Origin of the sequence: Lentzea sp. NPDC058450, from assembly GCF_042721395.1 — a bacterium.
In the GTDB taxonomy this organism is placed as follows: domain Bacteria; phylum Actinomycetota; class Actinomycetes; order Mycobacteriales; family Pseudonocardiaceae; genus Lentzea.
Genome location: NZ_JBHXLO010000009.1, coordinates 143244 through 157809 on the forward strand (window position 1 = coordinate 143244; position 14566 = coordinate 157809).

Below are 14566 nucleotides of genomic sequence, written 5' to 3' on the forward strand. Positions count from 1 at the left end.
GGACGCTTTCGGGTTCGCCGGCGGCCAGTGTTGTCCGCATGATCGTGACGACGGAGAAGCTGACGAAGCGCTACGGCGACCGCGCCGTGGTGGACGAGGTCAGTCTGTCCGTGCGGCGGGGCGAGGTCTACGGGTTCCTCGGCCCCAACGGCGCGGGCAAGACGACCACGATCCGCATGCTGCTGGGGCTCGTGAAGCCGACCAGCGGATCTGCCCGCGTGCTGGGCGAGGCGCCGGGCACGCCCAGAGCGTTGCTCAAGGTCGGGTCGCTGATCGAGGGACCCGGTTTCTACCCGTACCTGTCCGGGCGCGACAACCTGCGCGTGCACGCCCACCGCAGGGGCGTGCGGCCGTCGGAGGTCGAGGCGGCGCTGAAGCAGGTCGACCTGACAGGCGCGGCGGGGGAGAAGTTCCGCCGCTACTCGCTCGGCATGAAGCAACGGCTCGGCGTCGCCGCGGCCCTGCTCGGCCAGCCGGAGCTGTTGATCCTCGACGAGCCGACCAACGGCCTCGACCCGGCGGGCATGGCCGACATGCGCGACCTGGTGCGGGCGCTGGCCGCGCAGGGCCAGACGGTGCTGCTGTCGAGCCACCTGCTCGGCGAGGTCGAGGAGATCTGCGACCGGGTGGGCGTGATCTCGGCCGGGAAGCTGGTGGCCGAGTCGACCGTCGAGCAGCTGCGCGGCGACTCCGTGCTGCTGATCCGCGCCGACCCGCTGGAGAAGGCGCTCGTGCTGATCGAGGGCAGCACGCGGCACGGCGACGTGCTGCACGTGCGTGAGACGGACGCGGGCGCGCTCGTGCGGACGTTGGTGGCCGCCGACGTGGACGTGCAGGAGGTCCGGCCGCTGCGCCGGACGTTGGAAGAGGTCTTCTTCGAGATGACGGGAGCGGCGTGATGGGCAGCGTGAAGGCGGAGCTGCTGAGGCTGTGGAAGTGGCCGGCGACCTGGGTGCTGATCGGCGTCTGGCTGGTGATGACGCTGACGTTCGGCTACGTGTTCAACTACCTGGCCCTGAACGGCGGCACCAACACGCGCTCGATGTCGCAGCAGCAGCTGATCAGCGCGATGCAGCCGGAGAACGTCGGCCTGGCCGTCGTGCGCGGCCTGCCGATGTTCGGCGGCGCGATCATCCTGGTGCTGGCCGCGCTGGCGGTCGGCAGCGGTTATGGCTGGGGCACCTGGAAGACGACGCTGACCGCCGGTCCGCGCCGGGTGTCGGCGATGGCGGGCACCCTGGGCGCGTTGGCGGTCGTCGTCGTGCTGTTGGTGGCGTTGACGTTCGCGGTGAACCTCAGCGCGTCTGTGGTGATCGCGTCGGTAGAGGGCTGGGACTGGAGTCTGCCGGGCTGGGACGCGGTCGAGGCGCTGGGCGCGTCACTGCTGATCGCCGCCATGTGGACGGGGTTCGGGGTGTTCCTCGGCGTCGTCACCAAGGGCCCCGCGCTGGCCGTCGGGCTCGGGCTGATGTGGGCGATCGTGACGGAGAACCTGTTGCGGGGCGTGGGTTCCCTGCTCGGACCCGTCGAGACCCTCACCAAGGTGTTGCCCGGTGGTTCGGCCGGCAACCTCGCCGGAGCCGTCGGCGGGCAGGGCGCTCCCGGCGTGCTGACCGATCTCAGCGGCACCACCGCCGCGGTGTTCCTCCTCGGGTACGTCGTGGTGTTCGTGGGCGCGGCGACGCTGCTGAAGGTGCGCCGCGACCTCGTATAGGGCCACGGCGGCCCAGGTGATGCCGAGTGCGACCGCGACTCCGGTGGGGTAGTCGCGGTCGTGCAGGCCGGGGTTGACCGGGCCGCTGTGCTCGCGCCACAGCAACGGGACCGCGAGGAGGCCGAGCACTCCGGTCGTGACCAGGCCGACGCCGATGGACGGGCGTTTGACCACGAACCCGGACAGGCCGACCAGCGGGGCGATCAGGAAGTCGTGCAGGACGACGCCTCCGCCGAGCCAGAGCAGCAGTTCGAGGGTGACCTGGGGGAGCAGCAGCCAGGCGCCCCACGCCCCCAGCCCCACGCCCGCCGCGCCGATCGCGACCCGCGCGCCGAGTACGGCCGGGTTCGTGCCGGTGTTCGCGCTCATGCCGTGACCTCCAGCGACGTGACCCACTTCGTCTGCAACACACCCGGCCGGTTCGGGGCGATCAGCCGGCACGGGTACCCGTGGTCCGGACTCAGCTCCTCGCCGTCGAGTTCGAGCGCCAGCAAGGTCAGCGGGTCCTGTGCGAACGCCTCCGGCAACGTCGTCGCCCGGTACAGCCCGTCCTTCTCCAGCGACTCGACCCGCACGTCCCCGCCGCTCACCAGGTCCCGCACCCTCACCCCGGTCCACGTCGCGTTCTGGCTCCACCCCTCGACGCACGCGATCGGCAGCTCGACGGTCGTCTGCGGCATGGCCCGCAGGTCCTGGAGCGAGTAGGCCTCGGCGCCGACCTTCAACCGCCAGCCGTCGGGCACGACGATCTTCGCGGCCGCCGCCGTCCGGTTCACCGGCAACGTGCTGCCCGACCGCCACGCCAGTACCGACACCTTGCGCAGCCACGGCACCGTGACCCCGGCCGTCGCCACCACCGCCACCCCGGTCGTGAGCGCGGTGGTCCGCAGGAAAGCCCTGCGCGACAACACGGTCCGCTCCTCCGACCTCGGTTCCAGCGTCCGCCGGACCACGGGGATCTTCACCGCGATGTGGACGAGCATCGACCCGATCGCGATCCACGCCACCGCGTAGTGCGCCGTCGGGAAGTAGAACGACCACGGGTAGTTCTGCGCCGCGTTGAACAGCCCGGTCACGAGCTCGAAGAACGACGCCCCGAGCAGCACGAAGATCGACCCGCGCTCCAGCGCGTGCGGCACGGACTTGACCAGCGGCCGTTCGAACAGCTTCGGGTACACGCTCCACAACTTGGCCAGCAGCAACGGAACCGCCGCCACGCCGGAGATCACGTGCACCCCCTGCGTGATCCGGTAGAGGTTGACCGGGCGGGTGGGCCACGGCCAGTCGTGCTGCACGCCGTGACTGATCAGCCCGGTGACGAAGCACAACCCGAACGCGATGCCGAGCCACGTGCCGACCCGGCTGGTCACGCCGACGTGGTGCGCGGGCGCCTTGAACACGGGAAGTCTCACAACCGCTCCCAGCACGCGAACCAGCGCCCGGCCCGTTCCACCTGCCACAGCAGGAAGAACCCGTCGGCCGCGACCGACTCGGCGTCGCTCCACGCCCACGGGAACCGCTGCCCGCAGGAGTCCGCCGTCCGCACCCGCGCCAGCCCGACCGTGAGCCCGGTTCCCGGCGCCTCGACCTCGACGACCACGGTTCCGCTGGGCCCGAGCAACCGCCGGACGCGCCGCAGCAGCGCCGCCGGATCGCCGCCGATGCCGATGTTGCCGTCGGCCAGCAGCACGTGCCGCCACCGCCCTTCGCCGGGCAGCGGACCGAACACGTCCCGCCGGATCGCCATCCCGCCCCGCGCCGTGGTGCGCCGGACGGCCTCGGGCGAGACGTCGACGCCGAGCGCGTGGATGCCTCTGTTCGCCAGGGCGGTGACGAGACGGCCGGGTCCGCAGCCGACGTCGAGGGTGGGGCCGGAGCAGGCGTCGAGCAGCACGGCGTCGCCGTCGTCGGCGTCGGCCTGCCACCGGGCGACGCTGAGCTCGCGCGAGGTGACGCCGGGGAGGTCGAGCCAGCTGGGGCGGCCGCGCAGGGCCTGGTCGAACATCACGACGTCACCACCGTCCGCGCTGCTCCGGTCCGCAGCAGCGCCGCGGCGAACCTGCTTCCCGGAATCTCCCGCGCCACCGCCCGCGCGTCCTCCACCGTGTCCACATCGGACAGCGTCGGCAGCGTCCGCACCCTCAACGGCCGCAACGCCTCCAGCGTCCGCACTCCGGTGTCGGACCGCGACATCGGCACGTCCCGCAGCACCGACGCCCGCAGCGGGTCCCGCAACCCGAGCGCCCACCACCCGCCGTCCTCGGCGAACCCCAGCGCCGCCTCCCCGAACTCGCCGCACGACTCCAGCAACTCCGGTGTCACCTGCGGCGTGTCCATGCCGATCTGCAGCACCGGCATCCGGTACCGCGCCACGTCGGCGTGCGCGTGCACCAGCCGTTCGGCGAACGTGTCACCCCGCTGCGGGATCACCAGGCACTCCGCCAGCGCGTCCCGGACGTCCTCGCGCCGCACCACCCCCGCCAGCGCCACCACCGGCACGGCACCCGGCGTGTCCAGGGCGGCCGACAGGGTGTCCAGCAGGGAGGCCGCCGCCACGTCCGCCGCCTCCGCAGGGGTCAACGGCGGGCACAGGCGCGTCTTCACCTGGCCGGGGATCGGCGACTTGGCCATGATCAGCAGGCAGAACCTCATCGCAGCACCCCCGCCATGTCGCGGGCGGCGCGCATCGTGCCGCGCACCGAGCCCGACACCTTCGACTTCGTGCCGGCGGCGCGGGCCCGGTAGGTCACGTCGACCTCGACCACTCGCCACCCGGCGGCGGCCGCGCGCACCAGGAGCTCCAGGGGATAGCCGAAGGCGCGGTCCTGGACGTCCAGCGCCAGCAACGCTTCCCGGCGGCACACGCGCAGCGGCGCGATGTCGTGCACGGCCAAACCACGGCGCCGCAACAAGGACGCGATCACGGCGTTGCCGGCCCGTGCGTGCCAGGGCCAGACACCGGCGTCGACGGGCCTGCGCCGGCCGACCACGAGGTCCGCATCGTGCAGAAGAGCCGCCATCGCGGGCAGTTCGGCCAGGTCGAGGGACCCGTCCGCGTCGGCGAACGCCACCACGTCCGCGGTGGCGGCCAGCAGGCCGGTGTGCACGGCGGCGCCGTAGCCGCGCCGGGTTTCGTGCACGACCAGGGCACCGCATGCGGCGGCCACGGCGGGCGAGCCGTCGGCAGATCCGTTGTCCACCACGATCGCGCGGTGGCCGGGAGGCAGGGAGGCGAGGACCGCGGGCAGTGCGGCGGCCTCGTCCAGGCAGGGCAACACGACATCCATGGGTCCACCTTGGACCACGGGAAAGTGTTGTGGTGCTTACGGAATTGTGACGCACGAAAGAGTTCTTACGGTTGTCTTGCGAGCTCTGCGACGGCCACCCGGACCCCCTAGGTTGGGCGCGGTGCGTCTAGTCATCGCAGGCCTGCTCGTCGCTGCCGCCATCATCACCGGGGTCGTCGTCAACGTCAACGATCCCGGAGTCCTGTTCGCCGCCGCGGCACCGCTGTTCGGCGACTGGCAGCCGCACGTCGGCCCCGGCACGCCCGCGGCGATCCTGATCGCGTTCCTCGTCGTGGCCAAGGGACCTGAGCTGGCCCAGCACAGGTTCGCGCTGCCGATCGCGTACGCGGCCTCGGTGGCGTTCACCTTCTCACTGGCCATGATCGACGGCTGGGGCCGGTTCGTCACCAGGCTCACCACCGAGGACGAGTACCTGCACGAGGTGCCGGGAATCACCGACATCCCGGCGATGCTCAGGGGGTTCGCCGCGCGCATCCCCGACTTCCAGCCCGACTCGTGGACGACGCACGTCTCCGGTCACCCGCCGGGCGCGCTGCTCACGTTCACGCTGCTCGACCGCATCGGGCTCGGCGGCGGAGCGGCGGCGTCGTTGTTCTGCGTCCTGGTCGGTTCGCTCGCCGTCGTCGCGATCCCCAAGGCAGTGAACAACAACGCCGTGCTGCCGTTCCTCGTGCTGTTCCCCGGCGCGGTCTGGGTGGGCGCGTCCGCGGACGGCATGTTCCTGGGCGTGGTGGCGGTCGGCATCTACCTGCTGACGCGGTGGCCTGTGCTCGGCGGCGTGGTGCTCGGCTGGTGCCTGTTCCTGTCGTACGGACTGGTGCTGCTGGCCCCGCTCGCCCTCGTCGCCCTCGGCAAGGACTTCAAGAAGATCGGCTGGGCCCTCGCGGGCGTGCTCGCCGTCGTGGGGGCGTTCGCGATCGGCGGGTTCTGGTGGCTCGACGGCTACGAGCTCGTCAAACTCCGCTACTACCAGGGCATCGGCGACACCAGGCCGTACTGGTACTGGGTGTGGGCGAACCTGGCGGCGCTCGCGCTCGTCCTCGGCCCGGCCGGGATCAAGGGCCTGCGCAAGGACAAGTGGATCCTCGCGGCCGGCCTCGCGATCCTCGCGGCCGACCTGTCGGGCCTCAGCAAGGCCGAGACCGAACGCATCTGGCTGCCGTTCGCGGCCTGGCTGCTCGTCGGCACGGCCAAGCTGGACCACCACAAGAGGTGGCTCACCGCCCAGGCCGTCACGGCCCTGGCGGTGAACCACCTCGTGCTCACGAACTGGTGACCGGCTCCCGTTGCGCGGAGAAGGCGAACTCCCGCACCCCGTCCTCGAACCCGACCTGAGCCTCGAACCCCAGCACCTCCAGCGCCTTCGCCGGAGACGCGACGACGTGCCGGACGTCCCCGGCCCGTGCCCCGCCCACGATCTCCGGCGCCGGCCCGCCACACGCGTCGGCCAGCGCGAACGCCAGGTCGCCGATCGTGTGCGGGGTGCCGGAGCAGACGTTCACGGCCTCGAAACCCGGCCGGGGCGACGCGAGCGCCAGCGCGTTGGCCCGCGCCACGTCCGTGACGTGCACGAAGTCCCGCCGCTGCCGCCCGTCCTCCATCACCCGCGGTGCGACCCCGTTCTGCAGGGCGGACCGGAAGATCGAGGCCACCCCCGCGTACGGGGTGTCGCGCGGCATCCGCGGCCCGTAGACGTTGTGGTAGCGCAACGCCCACACGCTCCCGCCGGTCTGCCGCGCCCACGCCACCGCCAGGTGCTCCTGCGCGAGTTTCGTGGCGGCGTAAGTGCTGCGCGGCTCCAGCGGCGCGTCCTCGGGCACCAGTTCCGACACCACGAAGTCACCGCAGAAGCACCGCGGCTCGTACATTCCGTTCGCCACGTCGGCGGCCGTGCGTTCGGCGCGCACGATCCCGTGCGTGAGGCACCGATAGCGGCCCTCGCCGTAGACGACCATCGAAGACGCCAGGACCAGCCGCGACACCCCGGCCCGGTGCATCTCGGCCAGCAGCACCGCCGTGCCCAGGTCGTTGTGCCGCGCGTAGGAGGGCGCGTCGAACGGGTCGACGCCGTGCCCGACCATGGCCGCCTGGTGGCACACGGCGTCCACAGAGGACAGAAGAGGTCGCAGCACGTCCGGGTCGGTCACGTCGCCGACGACGAGTTCGTGCTCCAGCAGCGGAACGGCGCCGTGGGCCTCGGGCAGCAACGCGTCGAGCACCACGCAGTCGTGGCCCTGGGAGGTCAGCTCGTCCGCGACGTGCGACCCGATGAACCCGGCCCCGCCGGTGATCAGTACTCGCATGAACCGACCGTAGGGCCGTCACGCACGCCCGGCGCCGCGAGACGGCCAGCCGTCAGAACTCCGTAAGACCATTTCCACGACGAACCGCGCACCCCGTGGTGAGCGGTCCTCCACCCACACCTGGCCGCCCAGCCGGTTGACGTGCTCGCGGACCAGCGCGAGCCCCAGCCCGCTGCCGGTGTCGTCACCCCGGCTGCCCGCCATGACGCCGCGCGCGAACCGTTCGAAGATCTCCTCCCGCAACCGCGCGGGCACCCCGGGCCCGGCGTCCTCGACCTCCAGCCGCACGGACGTGCCCGCGACCCGCAGCGCCACCAGGACCGCGCCGCCCGCGTGCCGTTCGGCGTTGTCGAGCAGGTTCGTCAGCACCCGGTCCAGGCGCCTCCGGTCGCCCAGCACGACGGCGGCCTCCAGCTCCACCGGCACGGGTGTGGAGCGGGTCGCGATCACGTTGCGCACCAACGCGTCCAGTGCGATCTCCTCCGGCGGCGGGTCGTCGGTCTGGTCGGCGCGCGAGATCTCCAGCAGGTCCACCACCATCCGCGCGAACCTGTCGACCTCCGAGGTCAGCAGCTCCAGCGCGGTGCCGGCGGTGCCCGGCAGGTGCTCCCGCCGGCGCCGCAGCACCGCGCCCGCGTTGACCATGGTGGTGAGCGGCGAGCGTAGCTCGTGCGAGACGTCCGAGGCGAACCTGGCCTCCCGCAACGCCCTCTGCTCCAGTTCGCGCGCCATCGAGTCGAACTTCGCCGCCAGCGACCGCCGCGAGGCCCACGACCCCAGCGCGGCGCCCAGCAGGGCCGCGCCGACCGTGACGGCGATCAGCACCGCGATCAGGCACGCGAACACGCTGTTGAGCTGCTGCAACCCGAACAGCTCGACGTAGACGGAGCCGCCCGCCACCGGTTGGGCGACGGCGAGCATCGGCAGCCCGTCCACGGTGACCCGCTCCCGGCCGGGCGGGTGCTCGACGAGGTGCGCGGGCAGCTGGGACGGCTCGACCCGGCGGCCCGCCGACACCAGTCCTTCCGGCCTCATCACCAGGATCGACGAGTCGGGCCCGGTGGTGAGCCCGGTCAGCAGCTCGCCCAGCCCCGGTGACGCCAGCGACCGTTCGACCAGCCGGACGTTGACCTCGGCCTGCCGGGTCGCGCTCGCTTCCCGTTGCCGCATCATGTACCCGGAGGCGAGGTGCCAGGTCGCGAACGCCAGCACGCCCGTCACGACCAGCAGGCCGAGGCTGAACGACAGCGTGACGCGGGTGCGCCGCGTGCCCCTCACGAGCGGATCCGGTACCCGGTGCCGCGCACGGTGAGCAGCAGGTCGGGATCGTCGGGATTGGCCTCGATCTTGCGGCGCAACCTTCTTATGTGCACGTCCAGCAGACGGGTGTCGCCGAAGTAGTCGTATCCCCACACCTTTTGCAGCAACTGTTCCCTCGTGACGATGCGGCCGCCCGCACCAGCGAGTTCCAGCAACAGCCGGAATTCCGTCCTGGTGAGATGAACGCGTTCGCCCGCACGGTGCACGAGTCCTTCCTGCGGACGGATTTCCAGATCTCCTATCCGGACCGCCTCGCGACCCGGCCCGCGCCGTCTCAACAACGCGCGGATGCGCGCGGCGAGAACGCTGGCCATCAAAGGTTTCGTGACGTAGTCGTCCGCTCCCGCCTCCAGTCCGGCGATCACGTCCCGCGCGTCCGTGCGTGCCGTGACCACGATGATGGGCAGGTCGCCGCGCTTGCGCAGGGTTCTGACCACCTCCAGACCGTCCACGCCGGGCAGCGTGAGGTCGACCAGCACCACGTCGAACGACTCCGTCCCCAAACGGTGCAACGCTTCTTCGCCCGAACACGCCTCGTCCACCGAGAAACCCTCGTCGGACAAGGCGAGGCTCAACGCCTGCCGGATTCGCTCGTCGTCTTCGACCAGCAGGACCCGTACGCACACAACGACTCCACTGTGTGAGAGCCGCGGCGACGGCGTCTCACACAGTGGAGTGAAAGTCGATCAAAATCAAGATTGCTTCGGTTTAAAATCCGGTCAGCGTGATCTTTGCGGAACGCGGGTTCGGTTCGTGGACAAGTGACTCGAAGCCGCCGACGTCGTCGAAGGCGAACCCGTAGGCGCGTCCGTCGACCATGTTGGCGTGCACGATCTTCGAGAAGTGGTTGGTCGTCGCACGGGTGTAGAACTCACTCGCGTTGTACGTCGGCGCCGTGTGGATGAAGCCGAGCGTGGAGCGGTTGAGCGACGCGCACAGCGACCGCGAGATCGCGCCGAGCTCGTTGTTAGGCGCCGCGAGCCGTCCGTCGCAGTTGAGCACGTCCCGGGTGGACGGCTGCTGGAACTCCGCGACCTGCTGGCCCGCCGTGTTCGTGAACCGCATGACGCCACCGCTGACGCGGCCGGTGAACTTGCGGTTCGGCTCCGCCTGGAACGGCACGACGGTCAGCGGCGTGTTCTGGTACGTCGACCAGACGCTGTTGACGTAGGACTGGAAGTAGGAGCTGGAGAACAGGCCTGCGTCGAGACCCTTGCTCGGGTTCAGCACGCGCAGCCGCGTGCCGTCGGCCCGGCTGTAGGCGAGCTTCGCCCAGTCACCGCCGAGCGTGCGGTGCGCGTCGAAAATCCGGTTCCGCCCGTTCGCGACGAGCTGGCCCGCCTTCTTGGTGACGCCGGACTGCGAGGTGGCCTCGACAGCGTGCGGGACCGCGAACATGTCCACCTGGGAGCTGTTCAGCCACAGACCGCCGCCGTCGTAGCTGAACTCGCTCCAGTCGAACAGGATGTCGCGGTTCGGGTCGCCGCCCGCCCACGGCGCGGGCTGCACGAGCCCGTTCGGCACGAGGCTGAACTTGAGCTTGTCGCGGAAGGCCATGTAGATGCGGCCGCCCGCGAAGTTGAGCGGGATGTTCACCGTCTTGCTGGCGCCGTTGCCCGGGCCGGGGATCGAGAAGTCCGGCGCGGGCACCGGCGGGATCGCGCCGCCGGTCCACGGGGTGAACTGGCCGTTGCCGTTCAGGTAGCCGAGCCGGCCGTTCATGATCCCGGTGATGTAGAGGTGGACCGCGTCACCGCGCCCGGAGTTGTTCGTGACGGTGAGTGGAAGCTGGCTCGGCGGAGCCGCCTGGACCGGTGCAGACATCGTTGTCAGCCCTAGTAGGGCCGATGTCGCGAGCAGCAGGAGCTTGCGCATCGACTTATCTCCTCACTGAGACAGGGTCGTGAGAGCGCTCTCATGGTCGGCGGTCCGCTGTTGATGTGTCAAGAATGGTCTTCATGCGCGCACTGATGGTCGATCTTGCCCGGGCCGGAGCCCTGTCCCTGGAGGAACTGCCCGATCCGGTGCCCGGACCAGGGGAGTTGCTGGTCGCCGGGGTCGCGGTCGGCATCTGCGGGACCGACCGCGAGATGGTGCGCGGCGAGTTCGGCGTCGGCGGGCGGCTGGTGATCGGCCACGAGTCGCTCGGACGGGTGATCAGCGGCCCGGGCTTCGAGCCCGGCTCGCTGGTGGCGGGCGTGGTCCGCAGACCGGACCCGGTGCCGTGCGTGGCGTGCGCGCGCGGCGAGTTCGACATGTGCCGCAACGGCCAGTACACCGAGCGCGGCATCACCGGCCTGGACGGCTACGCCGCGACGCTCTGGACCGTGCCCGCCGAGTACGCCGTCGCTGTCAGCTCCTCGGCAGGTGTGCTCGTCGAGCCCACGTCCGTGGTCGTGAAGGCGTGGGAACGGCTGGACCAGCTGGCCCTGTACCCGTTCGAGTCGGTGCTGGTGACCGGGGCGGGACCTATCGGGCTGCTGGCGGCGTTGATCGGGGTGCAACGAGGCCTGGACGTGCACGTGTTCGACGTGGCCTCCGACGGACCGAAGCCCGCTCTGGTGTCCTCGCTGGGCGCCACCTACCACCGGTCGCTGCCCGACATCCCGGTCGTGATCGAGGCGACCGGTGCGCCGTCGCTGGTCGCCTCGGTGCTGGGACGGGACCTGGTGTGCCTGACCGGCGTGCCGTCCACCGAGGTGCTGCCGGCCGACATCGGGCAGATCAACCGGGACCTGGTGCTGCGCAACGGAATCGTGTTCGGCACGGTCAACTCGAACCCGCGCCACTACCGGGAGGCGTCCGCAGTGCTGGACCGGGCGGATCTGGACTGGTTGTCGGCGTTGATCACCCGGCGGGTTCCGCTGGAGTCGTTCGCGGAGGCGTTCGAGACGCGGCCGGGTGACGTGAAGGTCGTGCTGGAGCTGTGAGGGCTGCCGCCGCGACTGTGGCGGCAGTCAGGAGGAGCGCCTGGTCGTAGCCGTTCGCGAGCAGTGGGGTGACGAGGAGCGGGCCGATGATCTGGCCCGCGGTGAGGACGGCGGCGGCGTTGGCGACGCCCAGTTCGGCGCCCTGGTTCAGGGCCGTCGCGGCGATGCCGATGAAGGTGCCGCCGAAGAGGAGCGTGGCTGGGAGGGCGGACCCCGGTATGAGCGCCGGCAGGGCGATGCCCACGGCCTGGACGGCCAGTGCCGCGGAGAGGGTGCGGCGGCGTGGCTTGATGAGCACGGGGGAGAGGGCGGCCGCGAGGCCCACGAGGACCCACGCGCCGGTGCCCAGCGGGCCGCTGATGGCGGCGACGAGGAAGGTGGCCGCGATGATGTAGCCGACGCCTTCGAGGGTGTAGGCGGCGAAGAGGCGCCCGAACGCCCGCCGCGGTAGGTCTGGCACGTTCAGCGCCGCGGGCGGCTCTGGCGCTGCCGGCCGCAGCCCCCACGCCGCGACGCTGACCAACCCCGCCACCCCCGCCGCCGCCCACCAGGCGGCCTGCCACTGCCCGAACCCCAGCACCACCAGCCCGGACAGCGCGATCCCCACCCCGACGCCGCTCATGCCCCACCCCGGCCGCGCGTTCACGGCCGCCACGAACACCACCGCGCTCGCCATCCCCGCGACCAGCCGAAGCCCGAACCACGCGGCCATCGAGTGCGTGAGTGGCATTCCGGCGAGCGTTGTCACGAGCAGCACGAGAGCCACACGGTTCGCGGCGCGTGATGGGGCGCGCACGATCGTGGCGAGTGCGCCGACGAAGTAGCCGAGGTAGTTGGCGGTGGCCAGGGATGCGGCGGCAGAGGTCGACAGGCCGGCTTGCGCCGTCATCAAAGGCAGGATCGGGGTGTAGACGAAGCGACCGATGCCCATGCCCGCCGCCAGGGCCGCGGCGGCGCGGACGCTCACCTGCCCGGGTCGTTCGGGTGCGGGTCCAGGGCGGTGACGGCGATCGCGGTCATGTACGGGCGGAACGGGAGCGAGCCGAGCACGGCGGCCCGCAGGTCGTCCTCGTCGGTCGCGCTCCAGATGCCGACGCTGCGCTTCTCGCCGGTCGGGCGCCACAGGCGGACGAGGTTGCCGGATGTCGCGAGTTCCGCGGCCCGCAAGGCTTCCGCGGCGCGCAGTGAGTCCACTTCGGACTCGGTGAGGCCGGGGAACGAGGTGGTGATCTCGACCAGGAACTCTCTCATGGCGTCCATCGTGCGGCGAGCCCCGGCGGGCGTGCCACGACCGGCTTGCTCCTGCGTGGGAGGCTCAGCCTCCTAAGATGCGGAGCGTGGAACTGCGTCAACTCAGGTACTTCCTCGCCGTCGCGGACGAGCTCCACTTCGGCCGGGCGGCGGCTCGGCTGCTGATCGCGGGGCCGTCGTTGTCGCAGCAGATCAAGGCGCTCGAACGCGACCTCGGCGTGGCCCTGTTCGCCCGCGACCGGCGGACCGTGGCGCTCACGTCCGCCGGGGCCGCGCTGGTGCCCGAGGTGCGGGCGTTGCTGGAGCGGGCCGACGAGGTGCGGCGGCACGCTCGGCAGCTCGCCGGGTCGCGGCCGGTGCGGATCGGGTACGTCAACTGGCTGCCGCCGGACCTCACGGCACGGGTGGCAGGGGTCGCGCAGCTCTACGTCGACGCGTGGGTCGTGCCGTCGCACCAGCAGGCGGCGCGGGTGGCGGACGGGAGTCTGGACCTGGCCGTGTGCTGGATCCGCGAGGCAGACGCGGCGCGACTCGGGTTGACGGCGCGGCCGCTGGGCGTTGATCGGCTGTACGCGGTGGCGGTCGGGTCGGACGCGAGTCCGGTGCGGGCCGCGGACATCGCGGTGCTGGTGGACGACGACGTGACGTCGTGGCAGTCCTGGAACGACTACGCCGAGGAGTTCTCGCGCGACACCGGCTGCGCGGTGCGGCGCATCCACAACGGCGCGATCACCGGGCCCGCGTTCTTCGACCACGTGCGGGTGTGCACGACGCCCGTGCTCAACTCGCCCAAGGGGCAGACCACGCCGTTGCCGCCGGACCTGGTGGCACGGCCTGTGGTCGAGCCCGAGCCGCTGTGGACGTGGTCGCTGGTGCGGCGCGAGGACGAGGAGCGCGAGGACGTCGTCGCGGCCGCTGACGCGATCGTGGGAGGCTGAGCCTCTCACGAGGGAGGAAACGGGTCGCAATTCCGCGAAATCAATCGGGTTCGCGGGCGGTTGTGGCTGTCAGTTGCTTCTCCTCCGAGAAAGTGAGCAGGAAATGTCCAGCAAGGTCGTCATCGTCACGGGTGCGTCGCAGGGAATCGGTGAGGCGCTCGTTCCCGCCTATCGCAAGCTCGGTTATTCGGTCGTCGCGGTGTCGCGTTCCGTTCAGGACTCCGACGACCCCGAGGTGCTGGCGGTTCGCGCCGATCTCTCGCAGACCGGGGAGGGCGCGCGGGTCGTCGAGGAGACCCTGCGCCGGTTCGGCCGGGTCGACTCGCTCGTGAACAACGCCGGCGTCTTCGTCGCCAAGCCGTTCACCGAGTACACCGACGAGGACTACGCCGCCGTCACCGGCACGAACCTGACCGGGTTCTTCGACATCACCCGCGCCGCCGTCGGTGCCATGACCGGGCCCGGGCACGTCGTGAGCGTGTCGACGACGCTGGTCGAGCACGCGCTGTCCGCCGTGCCGTCCGCGCTCGCGTCGCTGACCAAGGGCGGTCTGAACGCCGTCACGAAGTCGCTGGCCATCGAGTACGCGGCCCGCGGCATTCGCTTCAACACCGTCGCGCTCGGCATCGTCCGCACGCCGATGCACGCCCCGGAGACGCACGAGGCGCTCGCCGCGCTGCACCCCGTGGGCCGGATCGGCGAGATCTCCGAGGTGGTCGACGCGATCACGTTCCTGGAGCAGGCGGGCTTCGTCACCGGCGAGATCCTGCACGTCGACGGCGGCCAGAGCGCGGGGCACTGA

At 71.2% G+C, this 14566-nt stretch carries 17 protein-coding genes; 7 read left to right on the forward strand and 10 right to left on the reverse strand.

What is annotated here, in order from left to right:
* Nucleotides 1-38 precede the first annotated feature (38 nt).
* The 3 genes from ACFWNN_RS16915 (at nucleotide 39) to ACFWNN_RS16925 (ending at nucleotide 2090) form a co-directional block, all read left to right on the forward strand.
* Nucleotides 39-899 carry an ABC transporter ATP-binding protein gene (locus ACFWNN_RS16915; protein ID WP_382440833.1) on the forward strand — a complete coding sequence of 287 codons (861 nt, stop codon included), beginning with the start codon at nucleotides 39-41 and terminating at the stop codon, nucleotides 897-899.
* Nucleotides 899-1714 carry an ABC transporter permease gene (locus tag ACFWNN_RS16920; RefSeq protein WP_382440834.1) on the forward strand — a complete coding sequence of 272 codons (816 nt, stop codon included), beginning with the start codon at nucleotides 899-901 and terminating at the stop codon, nucleotides 1712-1714. Before ACFWNN_RS16915 ends, ACFWNN_RS16920 begins: the two co-directional genes overlap by 1 nt.
* A 136-nt stretch (nucleotides 1715-1850) precedes the next feature.
* Entirely contained in the window at nucleotides 1851-2090 is a 240-nt protein-coding gene (locus ACFWNN_RS16925) for a hypothetical protein (protein ID WP_382440835.1), read from the forward strand.
* On the opposite strand, the gene ACFWNN_RS16930 is transcribed toward ACFWNN_RS16925, so the two are convergent.
* The 4 genes from ACFWNN_RS16930 to ACFWNN_RS16945 are packed head-to-tail and all read right to left on the reverse strand — an operon-like array spanning nucleotide 2080 to nucleotide 5001.
* The gene (locus tag ACFWNN_RS16930; protein WP_382440836.1) at nucleotides 2080-3126 is read right to left on the reverse strand and encodes a molybdopterin-dependent oxidoreductase; all 1047 of its coding nucleotides are present in this window, start codon (nucleotides 3124-3126) and stop codon (nucleotides 2080-2082) included. The two genes, ACFWNN_RS16925 and ACFWNN_RS16930, sit on opposite strands and share 11 nt — an antisense overlap.
* Nucleotides 3123-3719, reverse strand: coding sequence for a class I SAM-dependent methyltransferase (locus ACFWNN_RS16935; RefSeq protein ID WP_382440938.1), 597 nt, complete (start codon nucleotides 3717-3719; stop codon nucleotides 3123-3125). The genes ACFWNN_RS16930 and ACFWNN_RS16935 overlap by 4 nt, the downstream gene beginning before the upstream one ends.
* Nucleotides 3719-4366, reverse strand: a complete 648-nt coding sequence (locus tag ACFWNN_RS16940; RefSeq protein WP_382440837.1) for a DUF2064 domain-containing protein — start codon at nucleotides 4364-4366, stop codon at nucleotides 3719-3721. The genes ACFWNN_RS16935 and ACFWNN_RS16940 overlap by 1 nt, the downstream gene beginning before the upstream one ends.
* The gene (locus ACFWNN_RS16945; protein ID WP_382440838.1) at nucleotides 4363-5001 is read right to left on the reverse strand and encodes a glycosyltransferase family 2 protein; all 639 of its coding nucleotides are present in this window, start codon (nucleotides 4999-5001) and stop codon (nucleotides 4363-4365) included. The genes ACFWNN_RS16940 and ACFWNN_RS16945 overlap by 4 nt, the downstream gene beginning before the upstream one ends.
* A 121-nt stretch (nucleotides 5002-5122) precedes the next feature.
* Between ACFWNN_RS16945 and ACFWNN_RS16950 the strand changes: the two genes are divergently transcribed.
* Complete coding sequence (locus tag ACFWNN_RS16950) at nucleotides 5123-6298, forward strand: hypothetical protein (RefSeq protein WP_382440839.1); 1176 nt, start codon at nucleotides 5123-5125, stop codon at nucleotides 6296-6298.
* Here the strand turns inward: ACFWNN_RS16950 and ACFWNN_RS16955 are convergent.
* From ACFWNN_RS16955 to ACFWNN_RS16970, 4 genes are all read right to left on the reverse strand, one after another.
* A complete protein-coding gene (locus ACFWNN_RS16955; RefSeq protein WP_382440840.1) occupies nucleotides 6285-7325 on the reverse strand; it encodes an NAD-dependent epimerase/dehydratase family protein in 1041 nt (346 codons plus the stop codon). The two genes, ACFWNN_RS16950 and ACFWNN_RS16955, sit on opposite strands and share 14 nt — an antisense overlap.
* An 18-nt stretch (nucleotides 7326-7343) precedes the next feature.
* Complete coding sequence (locus tag ACFWNN_RS16960) at nucleotides 7344-8603, reverse strand: sensor histidine kinase (protein ID WP_382440841.1); 1260 nt, start codon at nucleotides 8601-8603, stop codon at nucleotides 7344-7346.
* Nucleotides 8600-9271, reverse strand: coding sequence for a response regulator transcription factor (locus ACFWNN_RS16965; protein WP_382440842.1), 672 nt, complete (start codon nucleotides 9269-9271; stop codon nucleotides 8600-8602). Before ACFWNN_RS16965 ends, ACFWNN_RS16960 begins: the two co-directional genes overlap by 4 nt.
* Nucleotides 9272-9353: 82 nt before the next feature.
* Complete coding sequence (locus ACFWNN_RS16970; protein ID WP_382440843.1) at nucleotides 9354-10520, reverse strand: beta-1,3-glucanase family protein; 1167 nt, start codon at nucleotides 10518-10520, stop codon at nucleotides 9354-9356.
* An 83-nt stretch (nucleotides 10521-10603) separates the two neighbouring features.
* Here ACFWNN_RS16970 and ACFWNN_RS16975 point away from each other — a divergent pair, with 83 nt between their 5' ends.
* Nucleotides 10604-11575 (forward strand): alcohol dehydrogenase catalytic domain-containing protein, encoded by a 972-nt coding sequence (locus ACFWNN_RS16975; RefSeq protein WP_382440844.1) that lies wholly within the window; start codon nucleotides 10604-10606, stop codon nucleotides 11573-11575.
* On the opposite strand, the gene ACFWNN_RS16980 is transcribed toward ACFWNN_RS16975, so the two are convergent.
* Together ACFWNN_RS16980 and ACFWNN_RS16985 are read right to left on the reverse strand one after the other, a co-directional pair.
* Nucleotides 11493-12542 (reverse strand): YbfB/YjiJ family MFS transporter, encoded by a 1050-nt coding sequence (locus tag ACFWNN_RS16980; RefSeq protein ID WP_382440845.1) that lies wholly within the window; start codon nucleotides 12540-12542, stop codon nucleotides 11493-11495. The two genes, ACFWNN_RS16975 and ACFWNN_RS16980, sit on opposite strands and share 83 nt — an antisense overlap.
* On the reverse strand, nucleotides 12539-12826 hold the full coding sequence (locus ACFWNN_RS16985) for a muconolactone Delta-isomerase family protein (protein ID WP_382440846.1): 288 nt from the start codon (nucleotides 12824-12826) through the stop codon (nucleotides 12539-12541). The genes ACFWNN_RS16980 and ACFWNN_RS16985 overlap by 4 nt, the downstream gene beginning before the upstream one ends.
* 86 nt (nucleotides 12827-12912) lie before the next feature.
* On the opposite strand from ACFWNN_RS16985, the gene ACFWNN_RS16990 reads away from it, so the two are divergent.
* Nucleotides 12913-13764 (forward strand): LysR family transcriptional regulator, encoded by an 852-nt coding sequence (locus ACFWNN_RS16990; protein WP_382440847.1) that lies wholly within the window; start codon nucleotides 12913-12915, stop codon nucleotides 13762-13764.
* A gap of 103 nt (nucleotides 13765-13867) precedes the next feature.
* Complete coding sequence (locus ACFWNN_RS16995) at nucleotides 13868-14566, forward strand: SDR family NAD(P)-dependent oxidoreductase (RefSeq protein WP_382440848.1); 699 nt, start codon at nucleotides 13868-13870, stop codon at nucleotides 14564-14566.

Bases quoted from the DNA above. Each gene is read 5' to 3' on its own strand.
- ACFWNN_RS16945 (WP_382440838.1), bottom strand. From the start codon at position 5,001: ATGGATGTCGTGTTGCCCTGCCTGGACGAGGCCGCCGCACTGCCCGCG.
- ACFWNN_RS16935 (WP_382440938.1), bottom strand. From the start codon at position 3,719: ATGTTCGACCAGGCCCTGCGCGGCCGCCCCAGCTGGCTCGACCTCCCC.
- ACFWNN_RS16940 (WP_382440837.1), bottom strand. From the start codon at position 4,366: ATGAGGTTCTGCCTGCTGATCATGGCCAAGTCGCCGATCCCCGGCCAG.
- ACFWNN_RS16970 (WP_382440843.1), bottom strand. From the start codon at position 10,520: ATGCGCAAGCTCCTGCTGCTCGCGACATCGGCCCTACTAGGGCTGACA.
- ACFWNN_RS16985 (WP_382440846.1), bottom strand. From the start codon at position 12,826: ATGAGAGAGTTCCTGGTCGAGATCACCACCTCGTTCCCCGGCCTCACC.
- ACFWNN_RS16995 (WP_382440848.1), top strand. From the start codon at position 13,868: ATGTCCAGCAAGGTCGTCATCGTCACGGGTGCGTCGCAGGGAATCGGT.
- ACFWNN_RS16920 (WP_382440834.1), top strand. From the start codon at position 899: ATGGGCAGCGTGAAGGCGGAGCTGCTGAGGCTGTGGAAGTGGCCGGCG.
- ACFWNN_RS16975 (WP_382440844.1), top strand. From the start codon at position 10,604: ATGCGCGCACTGATGGTCGATCTTGCCCGGGCCGGAGCCCTGTCCCTG.
- ACFWNN_RS16915 (WP_382440833.1), top strand. From the start codon at position 39: ATGATCGTGACGACGGAGAAGCTGACGAAGCGCTACGGCGACCGCGCC.
- ACFWNN_RS16955 (WP_382440840.1), bottom strand. From the start codon at position 7,325: ATGCGAGTACTGATCACCGGCGGGGCCGGGTTCATCGGGTCGCACGTC.